This is a genomic window from Demequina pelophila (assembly GCF_000971175.1).
GTDB classification, from domain to species: domain Bacteria; phylum Actinomycetota; class Actinomycetes; order Actinomycetales; family Demequinaceae; genus Demequina; species Demequina pelophila.
In genome coordinates, this window is the sequence record NZ_BBLY01000001.1 from 967,046 (window position 1) to 991,422 (window position 24,377).

The following is a 24,377-nucleotide window of genomic DNA, read 5'->3' on the forward strand; positions in this document are numbered from 1 at the left end:
GCGTGACGGATCTCTCAGGAGCGGCGGAAGCCCGGGCCCACCATCACCACGACCAGGGCGATGCATGCGAGCGGCAGCGCCACCCCGACCGGCGCGACGAAGCCCCAGCCGAGCCCGATGACCACGGCGCCCAGGCCGGACCCCACGACGGTCGCGGCGTTGAACGACGAGTGCGCGATCGCCGCACCGAGCGAGGGCGACGTGTGCACCACGTCCATGAGGTGCGCCTGCGCGGCCTGCGCGAACGTCTGGATCCACGCGCCCAGGCTCACGAGCGCGGCAACGGCCCACCAGCCGTGGGTGCCCAGAACGAGCAGCGCGGCGAGGCTCGCCACCACGCCGAGGAGCGCGACGCGCGCCGAGCCCGTGACGGACCAGTCCGTGAGGCGGCCGCCCATGACGGCGCCGAGCGTCATGCCGACGCCGAACAGCGCGAGCACCAGGGTGACGGTCGCGGGCGAGAAGCCGTTGGACTCCTCGAACAGCGGCACCATGTAGGACTGCACCGCGCCCAGTCCCGTGAATCCGACGATCACCGCGATCACGGCCGTCGCCACCAACGGGCCGCGCAGCGCGGCCAGCTCCGAGCGGGCCGAGCCGCCCTCCGCCCCCGGCGCCTGCGGAACGAACGCCCACATGAGCGCGAGCGACGCGAGGCCGACGAGGGTCACGACGCCGTACGAGGCCCGCCACCCGATCGCCTCCGAGATCCACTGCATGCCGGGCACGCCGACGATCGAGGCGGCCGTGAGCCCGTACATGAGCGTCGCGATCCCCTGCCCGCGTCGCTCGGGTCCCACCGCGCGCACCGCCATGTAGACGGCCGTGCCCAGGAGGGCGCCGTGGGGAAGCCCCGCGAACAGGCGCACCCCCAGCAGCACGCCCACGTTGGGGGTGATCACCGTGAGGGCGGACGTCACGACGAAGATGCCGGACATGGCGAGCAGCAGGTGGCGACGGTCCCACCGGGCGAGCCAGATCATGAACAGCGGCCCGCCCACGACCACGCCCAGCGCGTAGGCGACGTGGGTGTAGCCGATCATGTCGACGGTGGTCGACAGGGACCGCACCTGGTCCTGGATCACGGCGCCCGCGCCGGCCTGCGTGAGGCCGATGCCGAAGGCCGCGAGCACCATCGACGCGAGCACCCACGCGGGGTGCGCGGCATGGGACGTGCGGGGCGTGAGCCAGCGCGGCTGCGCGCTCGGGCGGGTGGGGGGCAGCGCGGTCATGCGCGGGCCTCCGGAAGGAGCCACACCGCGGACGCGGCGGGCGCGGGCAGGTCGAGCGGCGCGCCGCCGTCCACCTCGATGCGGGGACCGGATCCGTCCTCGCCCGGCCGCAGGACCGTCAGTCGCGCGTCGACCACCACCCCGAGCGCCGCGAGCTCGCGCAGCACCTCCGGGTCGGCATCGGACACGCGCGTCACGACCCACCGGCCGACCGCGGCCGCGGCCAGGTTCACGCCCTCCACGGCGTCGACCTCGCCCGCCGGGCTGGGGATCGGGTCGCCGTGCGGGTCACGGCGCGGGTGGCCGAGCAGGCCGTCGAGCGCGTCGATGAGACGCGCCGAGCACGCGTGCTCGAGCACCTCCGCCTCGTCGTGGACCTCGTCCCAGCCGTAGCGCAGCTGGGTCACCAGGAAGGTCTCGATGATGCGGTGCCGGCGCACCATCTGCAGCGCGCGGCGCTCGCCCTCGCGGGTCAGCGTGATGGCACCGTACGGCTCGTGCTCGAGCAGGCCGGCGGTCACGAGCTTGCGCACGTTCTCGGAGACGGTCGGGGCGGAGACGTTCAGCCGCTGGGAGAGGAACTTGGTGGTGACCGGGGTGTCGGTCCACTCGGTCGCGCTCCACACCACCTTCACGTAGTCCTGTGCGGTGGCAGACAGCTCCGCCTCGTCCATCGTCTCCTCCTCAGCGCACCGCCCGACGCAGGTGTCGCCGGAGGACACCGTACCTGCCGAAGGCGAAGGCCAGACCGAACGCGAGCCCGTGGACCGTGACGACGGTCGCGCCGGAGGCGGTGTCCAGGTGATAGCTCGCGTACAGGCCCACCACGGTGACCGCCGCGGCGATCGCCGGCGCGAGCCAGAGCATGCGCGCGAGCGAGTTGGTGAGCAGATGGGCGGTGGCACCAGGCGTGATGAGCATCGCGACCACGAGCACCACGCCCACCGCCTGGAGCGCGGCCACCGCGACCAGGGCGAGGACCGCGAGGATCATGGCGGCGGTGGCCCGGGGCGAGCGTCCCAGCGACGCCATGTGCGCGCGGTCGAACGCGAACCACGTGAACCGGTGCCGGAACGCGAGCATCACGCCCAGCGCGATCGCGGACAGCACGAAGACCTGCAGCGCGTCCGCATCGGACACGCCCAGCATGTTGCCGAAGAGGATGTGCGACCGGTCCACCTCGGACGTGGTGACGGAGATGAGCACCAGGCCCGCCGCGAACAGCGTCGAGAACACCACGCCGATCGCGGCGTCCTCCTTGATGCGGCTGTGCTCGTGCACCCCCTGGATGAGAGCGACCGCGAGCAGCCCGAACACGATGGCGCCCACCGCGTAGGGCAGCCCCAGCAGCGGGGCGAGCACCACCCCGGGAAGCACCGCGTGGCTCACCGCGTCACCCAGCAGCGACCAGCCGATGTGCACCAGCCACGCCGACAGCATCGCACCCACGCACGACGCCGCGAGCGTGATGACGAGCGCCCGCACCATGAACGAGTACGACCACGGGTCGACCAGCCACTCCACCGCGCTCACCGGCGCACCCCGAACGCGCGCGCGAGCAGGTCGTCGGTGAGGGCCTCACGCGGGGGTCCGTCGGCGATGACCCGCTGATGCAGGAGGATCGCGCGGTCGGCGAGGTCCGGCACGGACGCGAGGTCGTGCGTCGACATGAGGATGGTGCGCCCCTCCCCCACGAGCTCGCGCAGCAGCGCGTAGAAGGTGGCCTGCACACCCGCGTCGACGCCACCCAGCGGCTCGTCGAGCACGATGGTGGGCGCGTCCTGCACGAGCGCGCGGGCGAGCAGCACCCGCCGGCGCTGGCCGCCCGACAGCTCGCCGATCTGCCGGCGCTCGAGCCCGTCGAGGCCCACGCGCGCGAGCGCGTCGCGCACCGCGACGCGCAGGTGCGCGTGCGAGACGTGGCGCGCGTACGTGCCCATGGCGACCACCTCGGAGACGCTGACGGGGAAGTCCCTGTCCACCGCATCGGCCTGCGGCACGTATGCCAGCCGGCCCGCCCGGCGCGCGACCGCGGCGTCGCCCCCGTCGATGTGCACGGTGCCGCGCGTGGGGACCAGGGAGCCCGCGATGGCGGCGAGCAGCGAGGACTTGCCCGAGCCGTTCACGCCCAGCAGCACCGTGAGGCCCGGGCCCACGGCGAAGGAGACGTCGTCGAGCGCGAGCACCTCGCCGTACGCGACCGTGAGGCCGCGCACCTCGACGCCGTTCACGATCCCAGGCCCGCGGTCAGCGTGTCCACGTTCGTGGCGAGCAGGTCGAGGTAGGTGGAGGCCGGACCGTCGGCCGCCGTGAGCGAGTCCACGTACAGCACCCCGCCGAAGGTCGCGCCCGACTCCTGCGCCACGCGCTCCATCGCGGACGTGTTGACGGTGGACTCGCAGAAGACGGCCGGCACGTCGCGATCCCGGGCGATCTCGACGGCGTCGGCGACCGACTGCGGGGTGGCCTGGGTCTCCGCGTTGACGGGCCACAGGTAGGCCTCGTCGAGCCCGGCGTCCGCGGCGAGGTACGCGAACGCCCCCTCGCACGTGATGAGCACCCGCCGCTCGGGCGCGATCTCCGCGAGCGCCTGCGCGAGCCTGTCCCCCTCCGCCGCGATCTCGGCGACGTAGGCGTCCGCGTTGGCCGCGTACGTCGCGGCCCCGTCCGGGTCCATGTCCGCGAGCGCCGCCTCGATGGCCCGCACGTAGATCTCGGCGTTGTCCGGCGACATCCAGGCGTGAGGGTTCGAACGCCCCTCGTACTCGCCGCCGGCGATCGCGAGAGGCTCGATGTCCTCGGTGAGCGTCACGCGCGGCACGTCCACCTGCGCCAGGAAGTCCTCGAACCACGCCTCCAGGCCCAGCCCGTTGTCCAGGATGAGGTCCGCCTCCGACGCCCGCACCACGTCCGAGGCGGTGGGCTCATACCCATGGATCTCCGCGCCCGCGCGCGTGATCGACTCGACGCGCGCGCGGTCGCCCGCGACGTTGGCGGCCATGTCCGCGATGACGGTGAAGGTGGTGAGCACGACGAACTCGTCGCCGTTGGCCGTCGCGTCGTTGCAGCCGCCCAGCAGCGGCGTCGTGGCCAGGACCGCGGCGGCAGCGCCGATCCTTGTCCACCCGGGGAAGTTAGACATGCCTAACTTGTAGCGGTCCTGGCCCCTCGGGGGCAAGTCGCCGCGCGCGAGTCAGCCGCGCTCGCCCGGACGGCGGCGCGCCTTGACGACCAGCGCGATCGCCGTCGCGGTGAGGCTCAGCGCGCCGAAGCCCAGGAGCGCGCCGCGCGGCAGCGCCTCGGCCGGGGTCGTCGGCTCGTCGGAGGTCGACCCGGCGGTCCCGGTCGCCTCCGTTGCCTCCGTCCCCCCTGTCGTTCCCGCCTCACCAGTCGTCCCCGCCTCCCCAGTGGACGATGCATCGGCCGGGGACGACGCCCCGGTCGCCCCCTCGTCGGGGGCCCCGGACGCGCCGGCACCCCCCGCATCGTCCCCCGGCGCGAAGGTGAACGCGATCGTGCCCTCGATGGGGTGCCCGTCCTCCGCGACCACCCGCCAGGCGAGGGTCGCCTCGCCCGGCGCGAGCGCGCCGGCGGGCACGGAGGCCTCGATCACGTGCGTTTCGGGCAGCTCGGGCTCGAGCGTGGTCCGGGTCCCGTCCGCGGACTCGAGCACCAGCTGGTGGCCCAGGTCCAGCAGCGCGCTCGTGAACTCGAGCGACACCTCGGGCAACTCCTCGACGCTCGCGTCGGGGGCCGGGGTCGAGTCGACCAGCGCCGTGTGCGCCGCCGCCGGCGCGGCGACACCCACCACCCCGACGCCCACCACCCCGACACCGACGATCACGACGCCGAGGAACGCCGCGAGGGCCACCAGCACGGACGAAACAGAGGCTCGGCGCATGGGACCAGTGTCCCGCAGCGCGCGGCATCACCCGACCGTCACCGGACATTCACCGTCCGTTAGGGTCGCGTTGCACCCTTCGTTCACCTCGACTCCCGACACTGGGGTCCGTGAAGGTTGCCCTGGTTGCTGAGTCGTTCCTGCCGCACACCAACGGCGTCACCCATTCGCTCCTCAGGGTGCTGGACCACCTCACCGCGCAGGGTCATGAGGCGGTCATCATCGCTCCCGAGGCCAAGGGTGCCCCCGACCGCGTGGGCGCCGCCCGCGTCCGCCACGTGCCCGCCGTCGGCTGGCCCGGCTACCGCGACGTCCGCGTCTCGCTGAGCGGCCCGTATGCGCTGGGCCGCATGCTCGACGAGGAGCGGCCCGACCTGGTGCACCTCGCCTCCCCCTTCATGCTCGGCTGGTCCGCCGTGCGCGCCGCCTCCGCCCGCGCGATCCCCACCGTCGCGATCTACCAGACCGACGTGCCGGCCTACGCCGAGTCCTACAAGATGCCGTGGGGCTCGCCGCTGCTGTGGCACCGCGTCCGCCGCATCCACGAGCAGGCGGACCTCACCCTCGCCCCGTCGAGCCACGCCATGGACCAGCTCCGGGCCGCCGGCGTGCCCCGCCTGCGGCTCTGGGGCCGCGGCGTCGACACCGTCCGCTTCGACCCGGCCCACCGCTCCGAGGCGCTCCGCGCCGCCTGGGCGCCCCGCGGCGAGACCATCGTCGGCTACGTGGGCCGCCTCGCCCAGGAGAAGCAGGTGGAGGACCTCGCCGCCATCTCCCGCCGGCCCGGCACCCGGCTCGTCGTCGTGGGCGACGGCCCCGAGCGGGCCCGCCTCGAGCGCCTCATGCCCGAGGCCGTCTTCACCGGCTTCCAGGGCGGCGACGACCTGGCCCGCGCGCATGCGAGCTTCGACGTGTTCGTCCACCCCGGCGAGCGCGACACCTTCGGTCAGACCATCCAGGAGGCGCACGCCTCGGGCGTGCCCGTGGTCGCCGTCGGCGTGGGCGGCCCGGTCGACCTGGTCCGCCACGGCTCCACCGGCTACCTCTACGAGCCCGGCCGCCTCGACTGGATGGAGGCCGCGGTGGCCTCGCTGGTCGACAACCCCGCCGAGCGCCGCCTCATGGGCGCGCGCGGGCGCGCGGGTGTCGAGACGCGCACGTGGACCCACGTGTGCGACGCGCTCATGGAGCACTACCGTGACGCGGCCGGCAGCAGCTCGGTCGGAGTGGCGGCGTGAGGATCGCCCAGGTAGCGAACTTCTACGGACCGTCCTCCGGTGGACTGCGCACCGCGCTGCACGCGCTGGGCCACGGCTACGTGGGCCACGGCGACGAGGTCCTGCTGGTGGTCCCGGGCGACCACGACGCGGACGAGGACACCCCGCACGGGCGCCGCATCACGCTGCACAGCCCCGTCCTGCCGGGCACGGGCGGCTACCGGGCGATCACCCGCCTGGGCGCGGTGCACGATGCGCTGACGGAGTTCGCGCCCGACGCCCTCGAGGTCTCGGACCGGACCACGCTCGCCTCGCTGGGCCCCTGGGCGACCCGTCGCGGCATCAACGCGACCTTCATCGCCCACGAGCGCGTCGACCGCGTGGTCGGCGTGGCCATGCCGGCCGCCCTCGAGGGCGCCGTGCCCGGGCTCGCCGCCCGCCACGTCCGCTGGCTCACCCAACGCTTCCCCAGCATCGTCGCCACCACCGCCTTCGCCGGCGAGGAGTTCGCGCGCGCCGGCCACCCGGTCACCACCGTGCCGCTCGGCGTCGACCTCGACCGGTTCCACCCGGGCCACCACTCCCCGCTCGTCCGGCGTCGCCACGCGGAGGACGGCGAGGTGCTCATGCTCCTCGCCTCGCGCCTGTCGCCGGAGAAGAACCCGCACATCGCGATCGATGCGGCGCGCGAGCTCGCGCGGCGCGGTCGCCCCGTGCGGCTGGTGTGCGCCGGCGCGGGCCCCCTCGACGGGAGCCTCCGCCGCCGCGCCGCCGGAGCCCCGGTCGAGTTCCTGGGCTTCGTCAACGACCGCGCCCGGTTCGCGGCGCTGCTCGCGACCGCGGACCTCATCCTCGCGCCCGGGCCGCACGAGACGTTCGGCCTGTCGGCCCTCGAGGCGCTCGCCTCTGGCACCCCCGCCGTGGTGAGCGCGACGTCCGCGCTGCCGGAGGTCGTGGGCGACGCGGGCGTCGCGGCCGCGAACACCGCCACCGCCTTCGCCGATGCGGTCGACGCGCTCCTCTCCCGCGACGGCCGGGGCCGCCGCGCCGCGGCCCGCGCCCGGGCCGAGCAGTTCCCGTGGGAGGCGACCGTCAGCCGGATGCGGGCGGTCCACGGGACGCCGGTGGCCGCGTGACCAGGGGGCCGCGGGTCGTCGCGCTCGGCGACTCGATCACCCTGGGCATCGGCGACGGCGTCCAGCACTCCGACGGGAGCGTGGGCTGGGCCGCGCTGACGGCCCAGGCGCTCGGCGCGAGCCGCTTCGTCAATCTCGCGGCCAACGGGGTGCGCGCGCGTGACCTCCTGCGCGACCAGGTGGCCATCGCCGCCGCGGAATTCCCCGACGTCGTCCTGCTCACCGTCGGCGGCAACGACGTGCTGCGCGGCGACTTCTGCGCCACCGAGGTCGAGGACGCCCTGGGCGACGCCGTCACCGTGCTCGCCCAGCCCGGCCGGCGCATCGTCGCCATCCGTCTCGAGCGCATCGGCCTGTTCGACCTCGCACCCAAGGCCGTTACGGACGTCATGGCCCGCCGCATCGCCCAGGTGAACGCGGCCATCGCGCGCGTGGCCGCCCGCGGCGGCGTCGAGCTGTTGGACGGCGGACGCGTCATCGAGTCGGTCGGCGCCGAGGCCTGGCACATCGATCGCATCCACCCGTCGCCCGCGGGGCACCGAGCCCTCGCCCGGGCCGCCGTCGCGCGCCTCTCGGATCCGCGCGTCGCGGATGCCTGGCCCGCCGCGCGGCCCATCCCGGCGGCCCCCAAGCCGCCGTCGCGCCTCGCCATCGCGACGTGGCTCGTCGTCAACGGCGCGCCCTGGCTTCTGAAGCGCAGCCGCGACCTGCTGCCCCAGATCGCCGGAGTGGTGATGCGGGGCCTGGCAGACGAACGGCGTGCCCGCCCCACGGGCGGACACGCCGTCGAGGGCTACGCCCCCGTCGAGGCCTGAGCCTCGGCCGGGGGCGCGTCGCCCCGCGTCAGACCAGCCAGCTCTTCTCCCCGACCAGTCCGCGCCACCACTTGCCCAATCCGATGGACTGGTGCGCGAGCTCCACGTAGACGATCGCGAGCATCGCGAGCGCCATGACGATGTGGTCGTCGAGGACCGGGTTGGTGGTCGGCCACATCTGGGTCGCGTACATCATGAGCAGCATGGCCGTGCCGGCCCACGCGCCCACCTTGGTGCCGATGCCCAGGATCAGGGCGAGGCCCACACCCAGCAGGCCCAGCATGAACGGCCAGTCGGTCCAGCGCTGGCCGCCGAGCTCGACGAAGAACGCGTTGAACGGGCTGTTCACATTGCCGCCGTAGACCAGGTAGCCCTCGGTGATGGCGCCGCCGTTGATCCACGCCCGCTCGCAGAACGCGTCGATCGTGAACGAGCCGTCCTCCGCCGCGGTGCGGCAGGTCGAGAAGCCGAGGCCCAGGAACTTGTCCAGGAAGGCCCACAGGAAGTAGAAGCCGAGCGCGATGCGCGTGATGGACAGCATGGCCCATCCGAAGCGGCTGCGGCTGGTCGTCGTACTCGACGCCTCCGTATCGGTCATGTTGTTCTCCCTCCGATGCACGGGTCGCCGCCACGCGCGGCATAGAACCCGCTCCCTCACGCTACTCCCGTCTGTCGGGCATCTCGGCAGGTACGCGACGAAAACGCGGGAATCGTCACTCGCTCGCAACGCGACGTTCACGGCTCCGTCACGGGTCTCGCGCCCCGCCGCCTAGCATCGAGGCATGACCGATGCGCTTCCTCCCCTCACCCTGCCCGCCCACGACGAGCCCTGGCTCAACTTCTCCCGCGACTATGTGGGGAGCCGCCTCGACGAGGCGCGCGCGCTTCTCGCGCGCGTGCGCGCGGGGCGCGCAGGGGGCGCGCGCGGCGCGGGTGGCGCGGGCGACGCGGGCGACGCGGGCGACGCCGATGCGCTGGCAACGTGGGACGCCGCCGCCACCCTGGTGATGCACGCCGAGCAGTTCGCCTCCGCCCTGTCCGAGGTCCACCCGGACGCCGACGTCCGCAAGGCCTGCTCCGACCTGCACAACGAGGTGGTCCGGTTCCGCCTCGAGCGCGACTCGGACCCGGCGCTGTTCGCCGCGATCGAGGCGACCACCACCCCGGACGATGCGCTGGCCGCCCGGGCGCGGGACCTCACCCTGCTCGACTTCCGCCTTCAGGGCGCCCACCTCGACGACGCCACCCGCGCCCGGCTCACCGAGCTCAACTCGGCGATCTCCGAGGCGACCACCGAGTTCTCCGAGAACATCCGCGACGCCGTGGGCCGCGTCCGGGTCCCCGCCGAGGCGCTCGACGGGCTGCCCGAGGACTTCAAGGCCTCGCACCCGGCCGACGACGAGGGCCTCGTCACCATCACCACGGACTACCCCGACCTGGTGCCGTTCATGGACATGTCGCGCGACCGGGCCGCCCGCCGGCAGCTCCTCGAGGCCGACTACCTGCGCGCCTACCCGGAGAACGATGCGGTGCTCGCCCGCCTGCTGGAGCTCCGCGACGAGAAGGCGCGCCTCCTGGGCTACCCCGACTTCCCCGACTACGCGGTCGCGACCATGATGATGCCCTCCGGCGACGCGATCGAGGAGTTCATCGCGGACGTCAACACCGCCGCCCGACCGGCGGGGCTCGCCGATCGGGAGCGACTGCTCGCCCGTCTGCGCCAGGACGTGCCCGACGCCACGGAGCTCACCGCGGCGGACAACCGCTACTACATCGAGGTGCTCAAGGAGGAGCTGTTCGGGGTCTCGCCGCACGAGGTGCGCCGCTACATCGACTTCGCCAAGGTGCGCGACGGCATCCTCGACCTCACCGGCCGCCTCTTCGACGTGTCGTACGAGCCCGTCGACGCACCCTCGTGGGACGCGGACGTGACGGCGTACGACGTGATGTCGGAGGGCGAGCGCATCGGCCGCATCCGCCTCGACATGCACCCGCGCGAGGGCAAGTTCGGCCACATGGCCTGCTTCCCGCTGGTCAACGGACTCGAGGGGCGCCACCTGCCCGAGGCGTCGCTCGTGTGCAACTTCCCGCGCGGGCTCATGACGTTCGACGACCTGCTGACCTTCCTGCACGAGTTCGGCCACCTGGTCCACGCTATCTTCTCCGGTCACGGCCGCTTCGCGCGCCTCGCCGGGCTGTCGGAGGCGGGCGAGTGGGACTTCGTCGAGGCGCCCTCGCAGCTGCTCGAGGAGTGGGCCTACTCCCACGAGGTGCTCAAGGAGTTCGCGACCGATGCGGACGGCAACCCGATCCCCGCGGAGCTCGTGGACGCGCTGCGCGCCAGCCGCGACTTCTGCGAGGGCCTGCTCACCTGCCGCCAGCTCACCTACGCGACGCTCTCCTACCGCCTGCACCGCGACCACCCGACGGACATCGCGCCGGTCGCGGAGCAGATCGAGCGCGAGATGGACGTGCGCGATCCCATCCCGGGCACGCGCCAGTACTGCTCGTTCGGCCACCTCACGGGGTATTCGGCCTGCTACTACACCTACCAGTGGAGCCTGTCGATCGCGAAGGACCTGTTCACGGCGTTCGACCCCGAGCACCTCACCGACCCCGCCGTGACGCGCCGCTACCGCGACCTGGTGCTCTCACCCGGCGGCGAGAAGCCCGCGGCGCAGCTCATCGAGGACTTCCTGGGACGGCCCTACTCGACGCAGGCGTACCGCGACTGGCTGGGCTCCCTCGCGGGCTGAACCTCGCGGCCCGCTGCGGCCCGCCGCACCCGCGGCACCCGGGATGCGCCCCGGGAGGTGCTCATTGCCCGTTTCGGCTCGAAATGGGCAATGAGCACCTCCGGAGACGCTGCGGCGCACTCCACCCCGCCCTGTCGAAGCGTTTCGACACGGCGCCCGGGCCGTGGTACAAATCACCACGAAGCACATCGCCGTGAAAGGGATCCGCATGTCCGCACCCGCCTACCTCGACGCCACGCTGCCCACCCCGGAGCGCGTCACCGACCTCATCTCCCGCATGACGCTCCCGGAGAAGGTCGGCCAGATGATGCAGATGCACACCTACGACGGCGTGCCCCACGTCATCGAGGAGTTCCACGTCGGCTCGATCCTCCACGCCTCGCCCGAGCGCCTCGACGAGGCCCACACCCTGCAGGAGCGCACGCGCCTGGGCATCCCGCTGCTGGTCGGCGAGGACTGCATCCACGGCCACTCCTTCTTCGACGGCGCCACGATCTTCCCCACCCAGCTGGGCATGGCGGCGACCTTCGATGCCGACCTGGTCCGGCGCATCGGCCGCGCGACCGCCCGCGAGGTGGCGACCACCGGCATCCACTGGACCTTCTCCCCCGTCCTGTGCCTCACGCGCGACCTGCGCTGGGGCCGGATCTCGGAGACGTTCGGCGAGGACCCGTGGCTCATCGGCGAGCTCGCGTCCGCGCTGTTCCGCGGCTACCAGGGCGACGGACTGTCCGACCCGACGGCCATCCTCGCCACCGCCAAGCACTTCGCCGGCTACTCCGAGACCCAGGGCGGCCGCGACGCCTCCGAGGCGGACCTGTCTCGCCGCAAGCTCGCGTCCTGGTTCCTGCCGCCGTTCGAGCGCGTCGCCCGCGAGGGCTGCCGCACCTTCATGCTGGGCTACCAGGCCACCGACGGCGTCCCGATCACCGTCAACGAGTGGCTGCTCAAGGACGTCCTGCGCGACCAGTGGGGCTACACGGGCACGCTCATCACCGACTGGGACAACGTGGGCAACCTCATGCGCGAGCAGCGCCTGTTCCCCGACTACGGCCACGCCGCCGCGGCCGCCGTCAACGCGGGCAACGACATGATCATGTGCACGCCCGACTTCTTCCAGGGCGCCCAGGACGCGGTCGCCCACGGCCTGCTGTCCGAGCAGCGCATCGACGAGGCGGTCGCCCGCATCCTCACCCTCAAGTTCGACCTGGGCCTGTTCGAGGACGTGCGCCGCGCGGACCCCGAGCGCCAGCGCGAGGTCATCGCCTGCGCCGAGCACACGGAGCTCAACCTCGAGGCCGCGCGTCGGTCCCTGGTCCTCCTCCAGAACGACGGCACCCTGCCGCTCGAGCGTGGTGGTCGCGCGCCGTCGCGGATCGCGGTGGTAGGCCCCAACGCCGACGACGCCGACTGGACCCTGGGCGACTGGGCCGGCGCCTCCGGCCAGGCCGACTGGCTCATGCACGGTCACCCGCGCGAGCAGATCGCCACCGTCCTGGACGGCCTGCGCGCGCTCGCGCCGTGCGAGGTGACCTACGCCCGCGGCGCGGACATCCTCACCACGGGCCCCGACCCGGAGGGCGCCTTCTTCGCCGACGGCCAGCCCCGCCCCCAGGTGGTCGTGCCGTGCGAGCCCGACGAGGCGATGATCGCGGCGGCCGTCGAGGCCGCCACGGGGGCCGATGCGGTGGTCGCCGTCGTGGGCGACCGCATCGAGCTGGTGGGCGAGGGGAAGTCGACGGCCACCCTCGAGCTGGTGGGCGCCCAGGTCGCCCTGCTCGACGCGCTCGAGCGCACCGGCACGCCGGTGATCGTGGTCGTCGTGGCCTCGAAGCCGCTGGTGCTCCCCCCGTCCGCGCACCGCGCGGCCGCGATCGTGTGGGCCGCCAACCCCGGCATGCAGGGCGGCACCGCGGTGGCCGAGCTGCTGCTGGGCCGCATCGAGCCGTCCGGCCGCCTGCCCATCTCCTTCGCCCGCCACGCCGGCCAGCAGCCCACTTACTACAACCAGATCGACGCCCAGCACGGCACGCGCTACGCGGACCTCACGCAGCGTCCCGCGTGGGTGTTCGGCGAGGGGCTGTCGTACACGACCATCGAGTACTCGGACGCGCGCCTCGCGGCGACGGACCTGGGGATGGACGACGCCGTCGAGGCGACGGTCACGCTCACCAACACCGGCGACCGGCCCGCCCTCGAGACGGTGCAGCTGTACATCCGCGACGTCACCACGTCCGCGACGTGGGCCGACCGCGAGCTCAAGGCGGTCGCTCACGTGACCGTCGAGCCCGGCCAGTCCGTCGACGCCACCGTGACCGTGCCGGTCGCGGAGTGCTCGATCGTCAACGCGCGGGGCGAGCGCGTGGTGGAGCCCGGCGCGTTCCAGGCGCTCATCGGTCCGTCCTCCCGCCGCGACCAGCTCCTCGCCGCGGACTTCACCGTCGCCTGAGCACGTGCCCGTAGCCTGAGCCCATGACCGCCGTCCCCGCGGCCTCCGGCCCCGCGTCGGGCCCGTCCACGTCGCCCCCGAGGCGCCTGCGACGGGCCCGGCTGGGCGTGGCCCTGCTGTTCCTCACCAACGCCATCGCGTACGCCAACCTGGTGCCCCGGCTGCCCCAGGTGCGCGTCGACCTGGGGCTCAGCTACACGCAGTTCGGCCTCGCGATCGCCATGATGCCGGTGGGCGCCCTGGTGCTCGGGCTCAGCGCGGGGGCGCTGCTGCGTCGATTCCAGTCCGCGCGCGTGGGCACGGCCGGCATGATCGCGATCGCAGCCGCCGTGGTCGTGGCGGGCCTCGCGCCGAACGGCTGGGTCTTCGCGGGGGCGCTGTTCTTCGCGGGCGCCTTCGACGCCGTCGCCGACGTGGCCCAGAACGCGCACGGCCTGCGCGTCCAGCGCGGGTACGGGCGCTCGATCCTCAACGGGATGCACGGCATCTGGTCGATCGGCGCCGTCGCCGGCGGACTCATGGGCGGCGCGGCCGCCGGGCTGGGGATCCCGCTGTCGTGGCACCTGCTGGGCGTCGCCGTCCTCGTCGCCGTCGTGGTGCTGGTGGGACACCCGATGCTGCTGACAGGGCCGGACCCGCGCACGGACGCCGCGGCGCCCGACGAGCGCACCCCCGATGCCCCCGCCACCGGCGCTCCCACCGCAGAGGCTCCCGCCCCCGATGCGCCCCACCACAGCGTGCCCAACCCCGACGAGCTCACCCACGATTCGTCGGGCTCCCTCGCCGACGCCCCCGCCGTCGCCGCCCCGCACGTCTCCACCCAGCACACAGCCGACCCCACAACCGCCCACGGCGCCACGGCGCGCCCAGGCGTCGCGGGCCGCACGTGGCTCACCCTGGTCGCCCTCGGAGTCATCGCGATGTCCGGCACCTGGGTCGAGGACGCGGGAGCCACGTGGGGTGCGAGCTACCTGGGCGACGAGCTGGGCGCCGGCGCCACCCTCGCCGCGCTGGGATTCGTGGCGCTGCAGCTGTTCCAGTTCGTGGGCCGCATCACGGGCGACCGGATGGTCGACCGCTGGGGGCAGCGGGCGGTGGCACGCACGGGCGCCGCGATCGGCCTGCTCGGCATGGGCACCGCGCTCGCCCTCCCGACCGTCCCGGGCACCATCCTGGGCTTCGGAGCGGCGGGCTTCGGCGTCGCCACCCTCATCCCGTCCGCCATGGCCGTCGCCGACGAGCTACCAGGCTTCAAGCACGGCGCCGCGCTGACCTACCTGGGCTGGCTGCTGCGCGCGAGCTTCCTGGTCTCTCCGCCGTTGGTGGGGCTGCTCGCGGACTCCTTCTCCATCCGCGTCGGCCTCGCGCTGATGCCCGTCTCCGCGGTGATGGTGCTGCTGCTCGCGCGCGTGCTCACCCCCAAGGCGCTCACCCTCGCCGCGCACGGCGGCGCTCAGTGAACCTGCGGTGGCGCCCGCGCCGACTCCCGACCCGCGTGGAGACCGCGGACACCTTCGCCAAGCACCGCCCGGACGCCCCGGCCGGGTTCTTCGAGGCCGAGGCCGCAGGCCTGCGCTGGCTCGCGGCGGCGGGCGGCGCCCGCACCGTCGCCGTCGCCTCGGTGGCGCACGAGAGCATCGTCCTCGAGCGCATCGTCCCCGCCCACCCCACCCCCGCGGCGGCCCACGCGCTCGGCCGCGACCTGGCCCGCACCCACGCCGCGGGCGCGCCCGCGTGGGGCGCCCGGCCGGACGGCTGGGACGGCCCCCTGTTCATCGGCGAGCGGGGCATGCCGGCCACCACCGCATCGTCCTGGGGCGCGTTCTACGCCCAGGCGCGGGTCCTCTCGTTCCTGCCGCCCGCGCTCGAGGCGGGCTTCCTCACCGCGCGCGAGGCCGCGCGCGTGCGCGAGGCGTGCGCGCGCATCGGCGCCGGCGACCTGGACGACGACGCGCCGCCCGCCCGCATCCACGGCGACCTGTGGGCGGGCAACCTGCTGTTCGACGCGCGCGGGGCGGTCCTCATCGACCCGGCCGCGCACGGCGGCCACCCCGAGACGGACCTGGCGATGCTCGCGCTGTTCGGCGCCCCGCACCTCGACGCGATCCTCGCCGGCTACGCCGAGGCCGCGCCGCTGCGGCCCGGGTGGCGCGACCGCCTCCCCCTCCACCAGCTCCACCCGCTCGCGGTCCACGCCGCCGGTCAGGGCCGCCACTACGGCGTGGCCCTGGCCGATGCGGCGGCCCGGGTCCTCGCGCTGCCCGCCTGAGCGTCGGGACACCTGAGCGTCGGGCCGCCCGAGCGTCAGGCTGGCGAGCGCTCCCCCGCCACCAGTTCGCGCGCGTGCGCGACCGCCTCGGCGAGGTCGTCGTAGACGTGGTTCTCGTGGCCCAGGGCGCCGCGCACCCCGGCGTGCTCGACCAGCCGCTCGTGCCGATCCTGGACGCCCTTGACCAGCACGGTGACGCCGCGGCGCTCGAGGCCCGCGATGAGCTCGGCGAGCACCTGCGCACCGGTCGCGTCGAGCAGTTGAAGCTGCGACATGCGCAGGATCACCACGCGCACGCCGTCGATCCGCGCGACCCGGTCGAGGACCCGCTGCGCGTCGCCGAAGAACAACGCGCCGTCGAGGCGGAGCACCGCGATGCGGTCGTCGCCGGGCGCCACCGGCCCCGCGAGCTCCTCGCGGTGCACGCCTCCGGAGCTCGCGAGCTGGCGCAGCGCGAACAGCGCGGCCACCGCGATGCCGATCGCGACGGCGTAGATGAGGTCCACGGTCACCGTGATGATCGCCGTGATGACGAAGATGACGGCGTCCGAGCGCGAGCTGCGCAGGATCGCCCGCACCGTGCGACCGTGGACCATGGTCGCGGCGGTCACCATGAGCACGCCGGACAGCGCCGCGAGCGGGATATGCGCCACGACGCCCGAGGCGATCATCACGATCGCCAGCAGCACCAGCGCGTGCGTGACCGCGGCGAGGCGCGTGCGGCCGCCCGAGCGCAGGTTGACCGCGGTGCGCGCGATCGCGCCCGTGGCGGGCATGCCGCCGAAGACGCCCGCGGCCATCGAGGCGAGGCCCTGGCCCACGAGCTCGCGGTCGGGGTCGTAGGCGCCGGTGTCAGAGTGCGACGCGGCGACGCGGGCGGACAGGAGCGACTCGATCGCGGCGAGGGCCGCGACCGTGAGCGCGGGCAGGATCAGCGGGGTGAGCCCGTCGAGGGTGATCGCCGGGAGCGCGGGCATGGGCAGGCCCGCCGGCAGCTCGCCGATGTCCGCGATGTCGTTGGGGATGAGGCTCGTGGCGATCGAGGCGAGCGCGATCGCGATCACGGAGCCGGGCACCGCGCGCGTGAGGCGCGGCACGAGCAGCATGACGGCCGCGACGCCCGCGACGACGGCGAGCGTGGGCCAGGCCGCGGCCCAGTCGGCGGTGGCGATCGCCTGGCCGGCCGCGGCGATCGCGTTGCCGTGGAGGGACCCGGAGTCGATGCCCAGGGCCGCCGGGATCTGCTGGAGCCCGATGATCACCGCGATGCCCAACGTGAAGCCCTCGAGCACCGGCCACGGGATGAGGCCCACGAGGCGACCCAGCCGTGCCACGCCGGCGAGCACCACGAAGATGCCCGCGAGCACGCTCACCAGGGCCAGCGCCCCCAGGCCTCGCTCGGCGAGGATGGGCGCGAGCACCACGACCATCGCGCCCGTGGGGCCGGAGACCTGGACGTGCGAGCCGCCGAAGACCGCGGCGACCACGCCGGCGACGATCGCCGTGATGAGGCCCGCCTCGGCGCCCGCGCCGGAGGACACGCCGAACGCGAGCGCGAGCGGCAGCGCGACGATGCCCACGGTCAGGCCGGCGAGCAGGTCGCCGCGCCACGTGCGCGGCAGGTCGGCATAGTCGCGGCGGCCGGGCAGGAGGCCGCGCAGTCCGGTGGCGGTCATCGGGCCGCCTCCTCGGCGAGGAGGTCCGCCTCGCGGGCGAAGACGTCCGCCTGGTCGCGGCGGGTGTCGAGCACGTCCCTCAGGACGATGCGCGCCGCACCAAGCAGGTCCGCCACGCTCGCGTGGGCGAGCCGGTAGGTCACCTGACTGCCGCTGCGCTCCGAGGCGACAAGCCCGGCGCCGCGCAGCACCCGCAGGTGCTGCGACAGGTGCGAGGCCTCCAACCCGGTCTGGTCGAGCATCTCCGAGACGCCCAGCGCGCCGTGCTCGGCGAGCAGCTCGAGCACCCGGATCCGCACGGGGTGCGCCAATCCTTTGAACAGCTCCGACTTGACCTCGTTCAACGGACGCCCGGAGTCCATGGGCCACCCTCCCGCTTTTGATGACTTGATGGAATCATCATATGGAGGCCGCGGGACCATCACCCCTGACGTCCGGCCCAGGTGAGGCGGCAAGCCACCCGCGACCGCCGGCACCGCACCCGGACCAATCCACCGGGCCCGGCCTGACCCGGCCCCGCGCATCGTCCGCCGGCACCGCGCCGGCCTCCTCGATCCCTGCCGACCCCGCGCATCGTCCCTCCGGAATATCCCCGCACCCCTGGCGCTTATTACATGCATACGCATATATTTGAAGGGCGGGGCACCTCGCCCCGCACGGAGGAGGCACCATGCAGTTCGGCATCATGTCCGTCTCGGACATCACCCGCGACCCGGTCAGCGGCTACACCCCCTCGGAGAAGGAGCGCATCGACGCGATCGTGCGCATCGCGGTGCACGCCGAGGAGGTGGGCCTGGACGTCTTCGCGATCGGTGAGCACCACAACCCGCCGTTCTTCTCCTCTTCCCCCACCACGCTGCTCGCGCACATCGGCGCACTCACCGAGCGCCTCATCCTCACGACCTCCACGACGCTCATCACCACGAACGACCCGGTCCGCCTGGCCGAGGAATACGCGATGCTCCAGCACCTGGTGGGCGGCCGCATGGACCTCATGCTGGGCCGCGGCAACACCGCGCCGGTGTACCCGTGGTTCGGCCAGGACATCCGCCAGGGCCTGCCGCTCGCGCTCGAGAACTACAACCTCCTGCACCGCCTGTGGCGCGAGGACGTGGTCGACTGGGAGGGCCAGTTCCGCACCCCGCTGCAGGGCTTCACCTCGACGCCGCGCCCGCTCGACGACACCCCGCCGTTCGTGTGGCACGGCTCGATCCGCACCCCCGAGATCGCCGAGCAGGCCGCGTTCTACGGCAACGGCTACTTCGCCAACAACATCTTCTGGCCCAAGGAGCACTACCAGCGGCTCATCCGCTTCTACCGCCAGCGCTTCGAGCACTATGGCCACGGGCCGCAGAAGAAGGCGATCGTCGGGCTCGGCGGCCAGGCCTTCCTCGCGGAGAACAGCCAGGACGCGCACGCCCAGTTCCGGCCCTACTTCAACGAGGCGCCGGTGTACGGCCACGGCCCGTCCATGGAGGACTTCGAGGAGATGACCCCCCTGTCGGTGGGAAGCCCGCAGGAGGTCATCGACAAGACCCTCACCTTCCGCGAGGCGTTCGGCGACTACCAGCGCCAGATGTTCCTCATCGACCATGCCGGCCTCCCCGTCGACACCGTGCTCAAGCAGCTCGACCTGCTGGGCGAGCGGGTGGTGCCGGTGCTGCGCGAGGAGCTCGCCGCGCGCCGCGACCCCGAGGCCGCCGAGCCGCCCACGCACGCGAGCCTCGTCAAGGCGAAGTACGGCGACGCCGAGCCGCGCCAGCCGCGCCCCAACGCCAACCGGGGCGACAACGTCACCGGCGGCTCTCCCTACCAGGACTCGGAGGCCGAGGTCTCCGCGTACCCGGCGCCGTGAGCGCGCCCGTGACGCCGGCGGCGCCGGACGCGCAGATCGCGGGGGCGCCGGCGCCTGCCGCCAGCCGCCGCACCCGCACGGTCCTCGCGAACGATGCGTGGGAGTCCCTCCTCGCGGCCCACACCCACCTGATGCGCCGCTTCGGCGCGGAGGACATGTGGTCCGAGGTCTCCATGCGCGAGTACGACGTGCTCTACACGCTGGCCAAGCGCGACGAGCCGCAGCGCATCTCCGAGCTGGGCAAGCACGTCATGCTGAGCCAGCCCGCCCTGTCCCGGCTGGTCGAGCGCCTGGTCGAGCGCGGCCTGGTGGGCCGCTGCGCGGACCCCCGCGACGCCCGCGCGGCCCACGTCTCGCTCACCGAGGCGGGGCGCGCGCTGCAGCGGCGCATCGGCCTCGCGCACGGCCGCTCGGTCGCGGCCGCCATGACCGCGGCGCTGACCGACGAGGAGCTCGCCCTCCTCGAGTCTCTCAACCGCAGGCTCGCGGCCTCGACCCCGTCCTCGGCGCCAGCGCCCTCCCCGGCCACCATGCCCACCCCGACCCCTCAGGAGCCCTCGTGACCGACTTCCGCCTCGTCGTCGTGAGCGCCGGCGTGTCCGACCCGTCCTCGACCCGCCTGCTCGCGGACCGCGCCACCCAGCGAGTGAGCGCACTCGCTCGCGAGCGTGGTCACGCCGTCTCCGTGACCACGGTCGACCTCCGCGAGCTCCTTCCGGAGCTTCCCGCGGCCCTGTCGAGCCAGCTCCTGGGCCCGCGCTTCACGCAAGCGGTCGACGCCCTGGTCGCCGCCGACGCCCTCGTCGTGGCCACGCCCGTATACAAGGCGGGCGCCTCGGGGCTGTTCACCAGCTTCTTCCAGGTGCTCGACAACGACCTCCTCATCGGCAGGCCCGTGATCCTCGCCGCGACCGCCGGCACCGCCCGGCACGCCCTCGTGGTCGACGAGGAGATGCGCGCCCTCTTCGCCTACCTGCGGACCCTCCCCGTGCCCACGAGCCTGTTCGCCTCCACCGAGGACTGGACCGACAAGGCCCTGGGCCAGCGCATCGACCGCGCCGCGCGCGAGCTTGTCCTGCTCATGGATTCCGGCTTCGCACGCGCGGTGAGGGACGATGCATGGGGCAGCTACCAGCACACCTACGGTTCCGCCGGGGGCACCGAGCTGGGGATCGACCTCGACTCCGACATGATGCGTCTCGCCACCGGCGGGTCTCTCCGTTCGGGGGACGACGACCCGTTCGATCCGCGGGGGCCGGCGTGACCGGCGACGGAGCGGCCTCCGCCGCGGGCGACGGCGCGGCGAGTGCGCCGGCCGACGGCGCGGCGAGTGCGCCGGCCGACGGCGCCGCCGGCGCGAACGAATACGGAACCCGCGCGGTCGAGGTGGTCCGCAACGCCGAGCGCGGCCGCTACGAACTGCTCGTCGACCACGCGCTCGCGGGCTTCGCCGACTTCCGACTGCGCAAGGGGCGCATCGTCTTCACGCACACGGAGGTGGACGACGCCTACGGCGGCCAGGGCCTGGGCCGACGCCTCGCGGGAGACACCCTGGCGGACGCGGCACGTCGCGGCGAGCGCATCGTCCCCCGCTGCCCCTTCATGGCGCGCTACCTGCGCCGCAACGAGGTCCCCAACGCGGAGGTCGACTGGCCGGAGGACTGAATCGGCCCACCACCCCGCGCGCCTCGCGCCCTCGCCACCTCGCCAGCTCGCTCCGCCTCGCGCCCTCGCCACCTCGCGCCCCCTGCCGTCCGGGACACTGAGGACCGCAAAATCACCGGTTCTGCACCCTGCGGGACAGCGGGGACCGCACGCAGCGGCGCGCACCGGTCCCCACTGTCCCGCAGCGAGCACGCGGGGCGTATTCGCGGTCCCCACTGTCCCGGAGCCACAGGCGACCCGCGCACCCCGCGCGCCTCGCGCCGCGCGCCGCGCGCGCCGCGGTCCCTACTGTCCCGAACCCAGGGAGGGACCCCACTCCCGCGCCGCCCGCGCCCCCGCCTCCTCGAGCCACCGCCGCGGCTCCGCTTTCGCGGCCTCGACGGACCCGGAGAGGTCCGCGAGCGCGAGTGCCCGACACCCGGGATCCGCGTCGACCTGCCCGGCCACCACCGCGACCCGCGGGAACGAGTCGAGCGCGTGGCCCACGACCTTCCCCGTGAGCGACTGGTCGTCGAAGCGCCCCTCGCCGGTGACCACCAGATCCGCCTCCCGGGCCGCGGCCTCGAGACCCGACACTCGCGCGACCGCGGCGGCGCCGGGCACCAGCTCGGCGCCCCAGTGCGCGAGCGCGTAGCCGACTCCCCCGGCGGCGCCGGCCCCGGGCAGGCCCGGGTCGGTCCCGAGCCGCGCCGCGACCGCCTCCAGCCGCCGCTCCAGCACCACGACCTGCTCCGGCGACGCACCCTTCTGCGGCCCGAACACCGCGGCGGCGCCCCGCGGCCCCAGCAGCGGCGCGGTGACGTCGGTGAGCACGATCGCACCGCCTGCCGGAGGGCGTCTCGCGCCCAACGCCTCGAGCACGGGGATCCCGCCATCCGTGGACGCGGACCCGCCGATCGCGATCACCAGCCGCTCGCAGCCCGCGTCGATCGCGGCGGCCATCACCTCGCCCAGCCCGCGGGAGGTGGCCCCGAGCGGGTCGAGCGCGGGCATGAGGTGCAGCCCCGCGACCGCCGCGAGCTCACACAGCGCGGTCCCGTCCCCGAGGTCGAGCCACACGCCCGCCACGGGCTCGCCCGCGGGCCCGGTCACCTGCGGACGTGTCGTGCGGGCGCGGCGCCCGGGGGCAGGTGGGATCGCGGCCCGGAGCTCGGCCCCCGGCACCGCCGCGCGGAACGCGGCGAGGGTGCCCTCGCCGCCGTCTGCCTGCGGGATCTCGACCAACGCATCGTCCGGACGTACCCGCCGCCAGCCCCGGGCGAGCGCGGCGGCCGCCCGCTCGGATGGACAGGTGCCCTTGAACGTGTCGGGCGCGAACACCACCGTGGCCATGCGCCCACCCTGGCAGGCCGATGCGCGACCCGCCACGCAGAGCCGCCTCGGCGCGCCGCAGCTGCCGCTACGCGATCTCGAGCGTCGCCGCGACGTGAATCGCGGTCGCGCTGAACGGACGCCTGCCCGGCGCGTCCCACGCGCGCGAGGCCGCCTCGCCCACCCAGTCGTTGAGATTCGCGCCGAGCGTCCCGCGCAGGACTCCCGCGACCGCATGGCGACCGGGAGAGGCGGCCTCGTCGGCCGCCAGGGTCCACTCGACCGGGAACGATGCGGTGCCGCCCCCGTGCAGCGTCGCCTCGGCGCGGGCCGGCAGGGCGGCGCGCACCTCCTCGGTCGTGGCGCCGACCGGCACCCGCACCGTGCCGAGCGTCGGCGAGACGGCCTCGCGCGCATCGGCCGCCCGCACGGCGTCGTACTGCGCCCGGGTCAGCCCGATCACCCCGCCGTGCTTGGTCGCCGCCGGCAGGTCGAACCGGTCCGACTCGAGCAGCGCCCACGGCCGCTCCGCGTCCAGGTCCGTCGAGACGAGCGGGTGGTACCCGCCGTCGGGGATGACGTCCACATACAGGTACCAGCGGTCCTCGCCGTGCACCTTGAACATCGTGGGCCCCTCGACCCCGTGCCCGCGCGCGTACTCGTCGCCCAGGTTGTCCTGAACCGGAGTCCACACCGCATCGGCCTCCCACCAGCGCGCCGCCTGGGTGCGCTCCATGAAGATGCCCCGGCGCGTCGCCCCGTTGTCCTTGGTGACGCGGTAGGTGCGACCGGCGTGCTGGATCATCGAGCAGTCGATCGCGAAGTCGCCCGTGTCGAGGAGGACGCCGCCGTACTCCCAGGTCTCCTGCGAGAAGTCGCGTGTGGTCCCCCAGACGATGCGGTGGTGACCGCCGTCGATGCCGGCCGAGAAGTACACGACGAAGCCGCCGTCGCCCTCCGCGTACAGGTCGGGCACCCACGTGGTCTCGGGGGCCCACATCATGTCGAGCGCGGGCACCCCGGCCGCGGGCGCGCCATCCGGCGCGAGCGCCACGTCGAACTGGGTGAGCGGGGACCAGGAGATGAGGTCCGCCGACGTCCACACGTTCATCCGGGTGGAGTAGCCGTGCGTCCAGGCGTCCCACCCGGCCTCGTCCCCGCCGAACACCCGCAGGTCCGTCGCGATGATGAAGTACGTGGCCGTCACCGGATCGAACGTGAGGTGCGGGTCGCGCACGCCCGTCGTGGACAGGTGCGAGGCGAGCACGGGCTCTCCCCCATTGAGCCGGTCCCAGCGCTCCGGGTCGTCGCCGCGGGAGATCGACAGGTGGACCTTCTCGCGGTACCCCTGGGCGTCCTCGACGAAGTGCACCATGAGGTAGCCGAAGGGCTCCTCCGGGGACGCGGGCTCCCGGGGCGTCACCGCGCACCACCCTCGCGGCCGTGTCGCGCCCGCGCGACCACCCGGCCGCGCTGCGATTCCGGGAAGCGCGCGAGCATCTCTCGCAGCTCGGCGGCCGTCGCGTCCGAGCCGAAGATCTCCGTGCCGGGCTCGAAGGCCACCCCCGCCGCCAGGGGCCCCGCGAGCACGGGGTCGAAGCCCAGCGCGTCGACCAGCGCCGCGACGACGGCCGTGTCCCGCGCATCGTCCCCCGCGATCGCGATCCCCCGCCGGTCCGGATGCCCGGCCGGGTGCGGGAGGTTCTCCACCTCCCACGCGCTCGCGTGCCCGAAGGCCTTGACCACCCGCGATTCGCGCAGGAACGCCTGCACCGTCTCCGACGTGGACGTGCGCGGGTCGTCGAACTCCGGGCGGGCCCCGTCGACCTCCCACCAGTGGTTCATGGCGTCGACGACCAGCGCGCCCCTCAGCAACCCAGCGGGGAGCGCGCGATACCGGGCCAGGGGGATCGCGAGGATCACCACGTCGCAGGCGCAGGCCGCGGCCGGGTCGTCGGCGGACCCGGCGACCTCGACCGCGAGACCGGCGCCACGCGCGTGCCGCGCGAGCGCGCCGCCGAACCTGCCGACGCCCAGGACGCCCACGGAACGCGGCAGGTCGGGAGTGTCCACGCTCGCACCCTAGCGGGCACCC

The 24,377-nt window shown here is 74.0% G+C and carries 23 protein-coding genes; 11 read left to right on the forward strand and 12 right to left on the reverse strand.

Annotated elements, in window-relative coordinates:
- Positions 1-14: 14 nt before the first annotated feature.
- From AOM03_RS04480 to AOM03_RS04505, 6 genes are read right to left on the reverse strand one after another with little or no spacing between them, the layout of a single operon-like run.
- Positions 15-1,232, reverse strand: a complete 1,218-nt coding sequence (locus AOM03_RS04480; protein ID WP_062378567.1) for an MFS transporter — start codon at positions 1,230-1,232, stop codon at positions 15-17.
- Positions 1,229-1,906 (reverse strand): metal-dependent transcriptional regulator, encoded by a 678-nt coding sequence (locus AOM03_RS04485; protein WP_062378568.1) that lies wholly within the window; start codon positions 1,904-1,906, stop codon positions 1,229-1,231. The genes AOM03_RS04480 and AOM03_RS04485 overlap by 4 nt, the downstream gene beginning before the upstream one ends.
- 10 nt (positions 1,907-1,916) lie before the next feature.
- The gene (locus AOM03_RS04490) at positions 1,917-2,765 is read right to left on the reverse strand and encodes a metal ABC transporter permease (protein ID WP_062378569.1); all 849 of its coding nucleotides are present in this window, start codon (positions 2,763-2,765) and stop codon (positions 1,917-1,919) included.
- Entirely contained in the window at positions 2,762-3,463 is a 702-nt protein-coding gene (locus tag AOM03_RS04495) for a metal ABC transporter ATP-binding protein (RefSeq protein WP_062378570.1), read from the reverse strand. The genes AOM03_RS04490 and AOM03_RS04495 overlap by 4 nt, the downstream gene beginning before the upstream one ends.
- Positions 3,460-4,374: a metal ABC transporter solute-binding protein, Zn/Mn family gene (locus AOM03_RS04500; RefSeq protein ID WP_062378571.1), complete on the reverse strand. Its 915-nt coding sequence runs from the start codon at positions 4,372-4,374 to the stop codon at positions 3,460-3,462. The genes AOM03_RS04495 and AOM03_RS04500 overlap by 4 nt, the downstream gene beginning before the upstream one ends.
- Positions 4,375-4,425: 51 nt before the next feature.
- A complete protein-coding gene (locus AOM03_RS04505; protein WP_082092101.1) occupies positions 4,426-5,133 on the reverse strand; it encodes a copper resistance CopC family protein in 708 nt (235 codons plus the stop codon).
- Between the two features lie 110 nt (positions 5,134-5,243).
- On the opposite strand from AOM03_RS04505, the gene AOM03_RS04510 reads away from it, so the two are divergent.
- Genes AOM03_RS04510 through AOM03_RS04520 form a run of 3 tightly spaced genes read left to right on the forward strand, consistent with a single transcriptional unit; the run spans position 5,244 to position 8,301 of the window.
- Complete coding sequence (locus AOM03_RS04510) at positions 5,244-6,371, forward strand: glycosyltransferase family 4 protein (protein ID WP_062378573.1); 1,128 nt, start codon at positions 5,244-5,246, stop codon at positions 6,369-6,371.
- Positions 6,368-7,486: a glycosyltransferase gene (locus tag AOM03_RS04515; protein ID WP_062378574.1), complete on the forward strand. Its 1,119-nt coding sequence runs from the start codon at positions 6,368-6,370 to the stop codon at positions 7,484-7,486. The genes AOM03_RS04510 and AOM03_RS04515 overlap by 4 nt, the downstream gene beginning before the upstream one ends.
- Entirely contained in the window at positions 7,483-8,301 is an 819-nt protein-coding gene (locus tag AOM03_RS04520) for an SGNH/GDSL hydrolase family protein (RefSeq protein ID WP_162197260.1), read from the forward strand. The genes AOM03_RS04515 and AOM03_RS04520 overlap by 4 nt, the downstream gene beginning before the upstream one ends.
- 28 nt (positions 8,302-8,329) lie before the next feature.
- On the opposite strand, the gene AOM03_RS04525 is transcribed toward AOM03_RS04520, so the two are convergent.
- Entirely contained in the window at positions 8,330-8,899 is a 570-nt protein-coding gene (locus tag AOM03_RS04525) for a hypothetical protein (protein WP_082092102.1), read from the reverse strand.
- A gap of 184 nt (positions 8,900-9,083) precedes the next feature.
- Between AOM03_RS04525 and AOM03_RS04530 the strand changes: the two genes are divergently transcribed.
- From AOM03_RS04530 to AOM03_RS04545, 4 genes are all read left to right on the forward strand, one after another.
- Entirely contained in the window at positions 9,084-11,057 is a 1,974-nt protein-coding gene (locus AOM03_RS04530; RefSeq protein ID WP_062378577.1) for a M3 family metallopeptidase, read from the forward strand.
- A 208-nt stretch (positions 11,058-11,265) separates the two neighbouring features.
- The gene (locus tag AOM03_RS04535; protein WP_062378578.1) at positions 11,266-13,506 is read left to right on the forward strand and encodes an exo-beta-d-1,3/1,6-glucosidase; all 2,241 of its coding nucleotides are present in this window, start codon (positions 11,266-11,268) and stop codon (positions 13,504-13,506) included.
- A 23-nt stretch (positions 13,507-13,529) separates the two neighbouring features.
- Entirely contained in the window at positions 13,530-14,966 is a 1,437-nt protein-coding gene (locus tag AOM03_RS12970) for an MFS transporter (RefSeq protein ID WP_062378579.1), read from the forward strand.
- 35 nt (positions 14,967-15,001) lie between these two features.
- Entirely contained in the window at positions 15,002-15,775 is a 774-nt protein-coding gene (locus tag AOM03_RS04545) for a fructosamine kinase family protein (protein WP_062379200.1), read from the forward strand.
- 35 nt (positions 15,776-15,810) lie between these two features.
- On the opposite strand, the gene AOM03_RS04550 is transcribed toward AOM03_RS04545, so the two are convergent.
- On the reverse strand, positions 15,811-17,451 hold the full coding sequence (locus AOM03_RS04550) for a SulP family inorganic anion transporter (RefSeq protein WP_062378580.1): 1,641 nt from the start codon (positions 17,449-17,451) through the stop codon (positions 15,811-15,813).
- The gene (locus tag AOM03_RS04555) at positions 17,448-17,813 is read right to left on the reverse strand and encodes an ArsR/SmtB family transcription factor (protein ID WP_062378581.1); all 366 of its coding nucleotides are present in this window, start codon (positions 17,811-17,813) and stop codon (positions 17,448-17,450) included. The genes AOM03_RS04550 and AOM03_RS04555 overlap by 4 nt, the downstream gene beginning before the upstream one ends.
- A 308-nt stretch (positions 17,814-18,121) precedes the next feature.
- On the opposite strand from AOM03_RS04555, the gene AOM03_RS04560 reads away from it, so the two are divergent.
- The 4 genes from AOM03_RS04560 to AOM03_RS12655 are packed head-to-tail and all read left to right on the forward strand — an operon-like array spanning position 18,122 to position 20,971.
- A complete protein-coding gene (locus AOM03_RS04560; protein ID WP_062378582.1) occupies positions 18,122-19,306 on the forward strand; it encodes an LLM class flavin-dependent oxidoreductase in 1,185 nt (394 codons plus the stop codon).
- Positions 19,303-19,869 carry a MarR family winged helix-turn-helix transcriptional regulator gene (locus AOM03_RS04565; protein ID WP_227589880.1) on the forward strand — a complete coding sequence of 189 codons (567 nt, stop codon included), beginning with the start codon at positions 19,303-19,305 and terminating at the stop codon, positions 19,867-19,869. Before AOM03_RS04560 ends, AOM03_RS04565 begins: the two co-directional genes overlap by 4 nt.
- Positions 19,866-20,570 (forward strand): CE1759 family FMN reductase, encoded by a 705-nt coding sequence (locus tag AOM03_RS04570; protein ID WP_062378583.1) that lies wholly within the window; start codon positions 19,866-19,868, stop codon positions 20,568-20,570. The genes AOM03_RS04565 and AOM03_RS04570 overlap by 4 nt, the downstream gene beginning before the upstream one ends.
- Positions 20,567-20,971 (forward strand): GNAT family N-acetyltransferase, encoded by a 405-nt coding sequence (locus AOM03_RS12655; RefSeq protein ID WP_176564416.1) that lies wholly within the window; start codon positions 20,567-20,569, stop codon positions 20,969-20,971. The genes AOM03_RS04570 and AOM03_RS12655 overlap by 4 nt, the downstream gene beginning before the upstream one ends.
- Before the next feature lie 285 nt (positions 20,972-21,256).
- On the opposite strand, the gene AOM03_RS04580 is transcribed toward AOM03_RS12655, so the two are convergent.
- From AOM03_RS04580 to AOM03_RS12660, 3 genes are all read right to left on the reverse strand, one after another.
- Positions 21,257-22,303, reverse strand: coding sequence for a glycerate kinase (locus tag AOM03_RS04580; protein ID WP_062378584.1), 1,047 nt, complete (start codon positions 22,301-22,303; stop codon positions 21,257-21,259).
- 67 nt (positions 22,304-22,370) lie between these two features.
- Positions 22,371-23,705, reverse strand: a complete 1,335-nt coding sequence (locus AOM03_RS04585) for a glycoside hydrolase family 43 protein (RefSeq protein ID WP_174441929.1) — start codon at positions 23,703-23,705, stop codon at positions 22,371-22,373.
- On the reverse strand, positions 23,702-24,355 hold the full coding sequence (locus AOM03_RS12660; protein WP_062378586.1) for an NADPH-dependent F420 reductase: 654 nt from the start codon (positions 24,353-24,355) through the stop codon (positions 23,702-23,704). The genes AOM03_RS04585 and AOM03_RS12660 overlap by 4 nt, the downstream gene beginning before the upstream one ends.
- Positions 24,356-24,377 lie beyond the last annotated feature (22 nt).

Bases quoted from the DNA above. Each gene is read 5' to 3' on its own strand.
- AOM03_RS04535 (WP_062378578.1), top strand. From the start codon at position 11,266: ATGTCCGCACCCGCCTACCTCGACGCCACGCTGCCCACCCCGGAGCGC.
- AOM03_RS04580 (WP_062378584.1), bottom strand. From the start codon at position 22,303: ATGGCCACGGTGGTGTTCGCGCCCGACACGTTCAAGGGCACCTGTCCA.
- AOM03_RS04530 (WP_062378577.1), top strand. From the start codon at position 9,084: ATGACCGATGCGCTTCCTCCCCTCACCCTGCCCGCCCACGACGAGCCC.
- AOM03_RS04500 (WP_062378571.1), bottom strand. From the start codon at position 4,374: ATGTCTAACTTCCCCGGGTGGACAAGGATCGGCGCTGCCGCCGCGGTC.
- AOM03_RS04505 (WP_082092101.1), bottom strand. From the start codon at position 5,133: ATGCGCCGAGCCTCTGTTTCGTCCGTGCTGGTGGCCCTCGCGGCGTTC.
- AOM03_RS04560 (WP_062378582.1), top strand. From the start codon at position 18,122: ATGCAGTTCGGCATCATGTCCGTCTCGGACATCACCCGCGACCCGGTC.
- AOM03_RS04555 (WP_062378581.1), bottom strand. From the start codon at position 17,813: ATGGACTCCGGGCGTCCGTTGAACGAGGTCAAGTCGGAGCTGTTCAAA.
- AOM03_RS04550 (WP_062378580.1), bottom strand. From the start codon at position 17,451: ATGACCGCCACCGGACTGCGCGGCCTCCTGCCCGGCCGCCGCGACTAT.
- AOM03_RS12970 (WP_062378579.1), top strand. From the start codon at position 13,530: ATGACCGCCGTCCCCGCGGCCTCCGGCCCCGCGTCGGGCCCGTCCACG.
- AOM03_RS04525 (WP_082092102.1), bottom strand. From the start codon at position 8,899: ATGACCGATACGGAGGCGTCGAGTACGACGACCAGCCGCAGCCGCTTC.
- AOM03_RS04485 (WP_062378568.1), bottom strand. From the start codon at position 1,906: ATGGACGAGGCGGAGCTGTCTGCCACCGCACAGGACTACGTGAAGGTG.
- AOM03_RS04480 (WP_062378567.1), bottom strand. From the start codon at position 1,232: ATGACCGCGCTGCCCCCCACCCGCCCGAGCGCGCAGCCGCGCTGGCTC.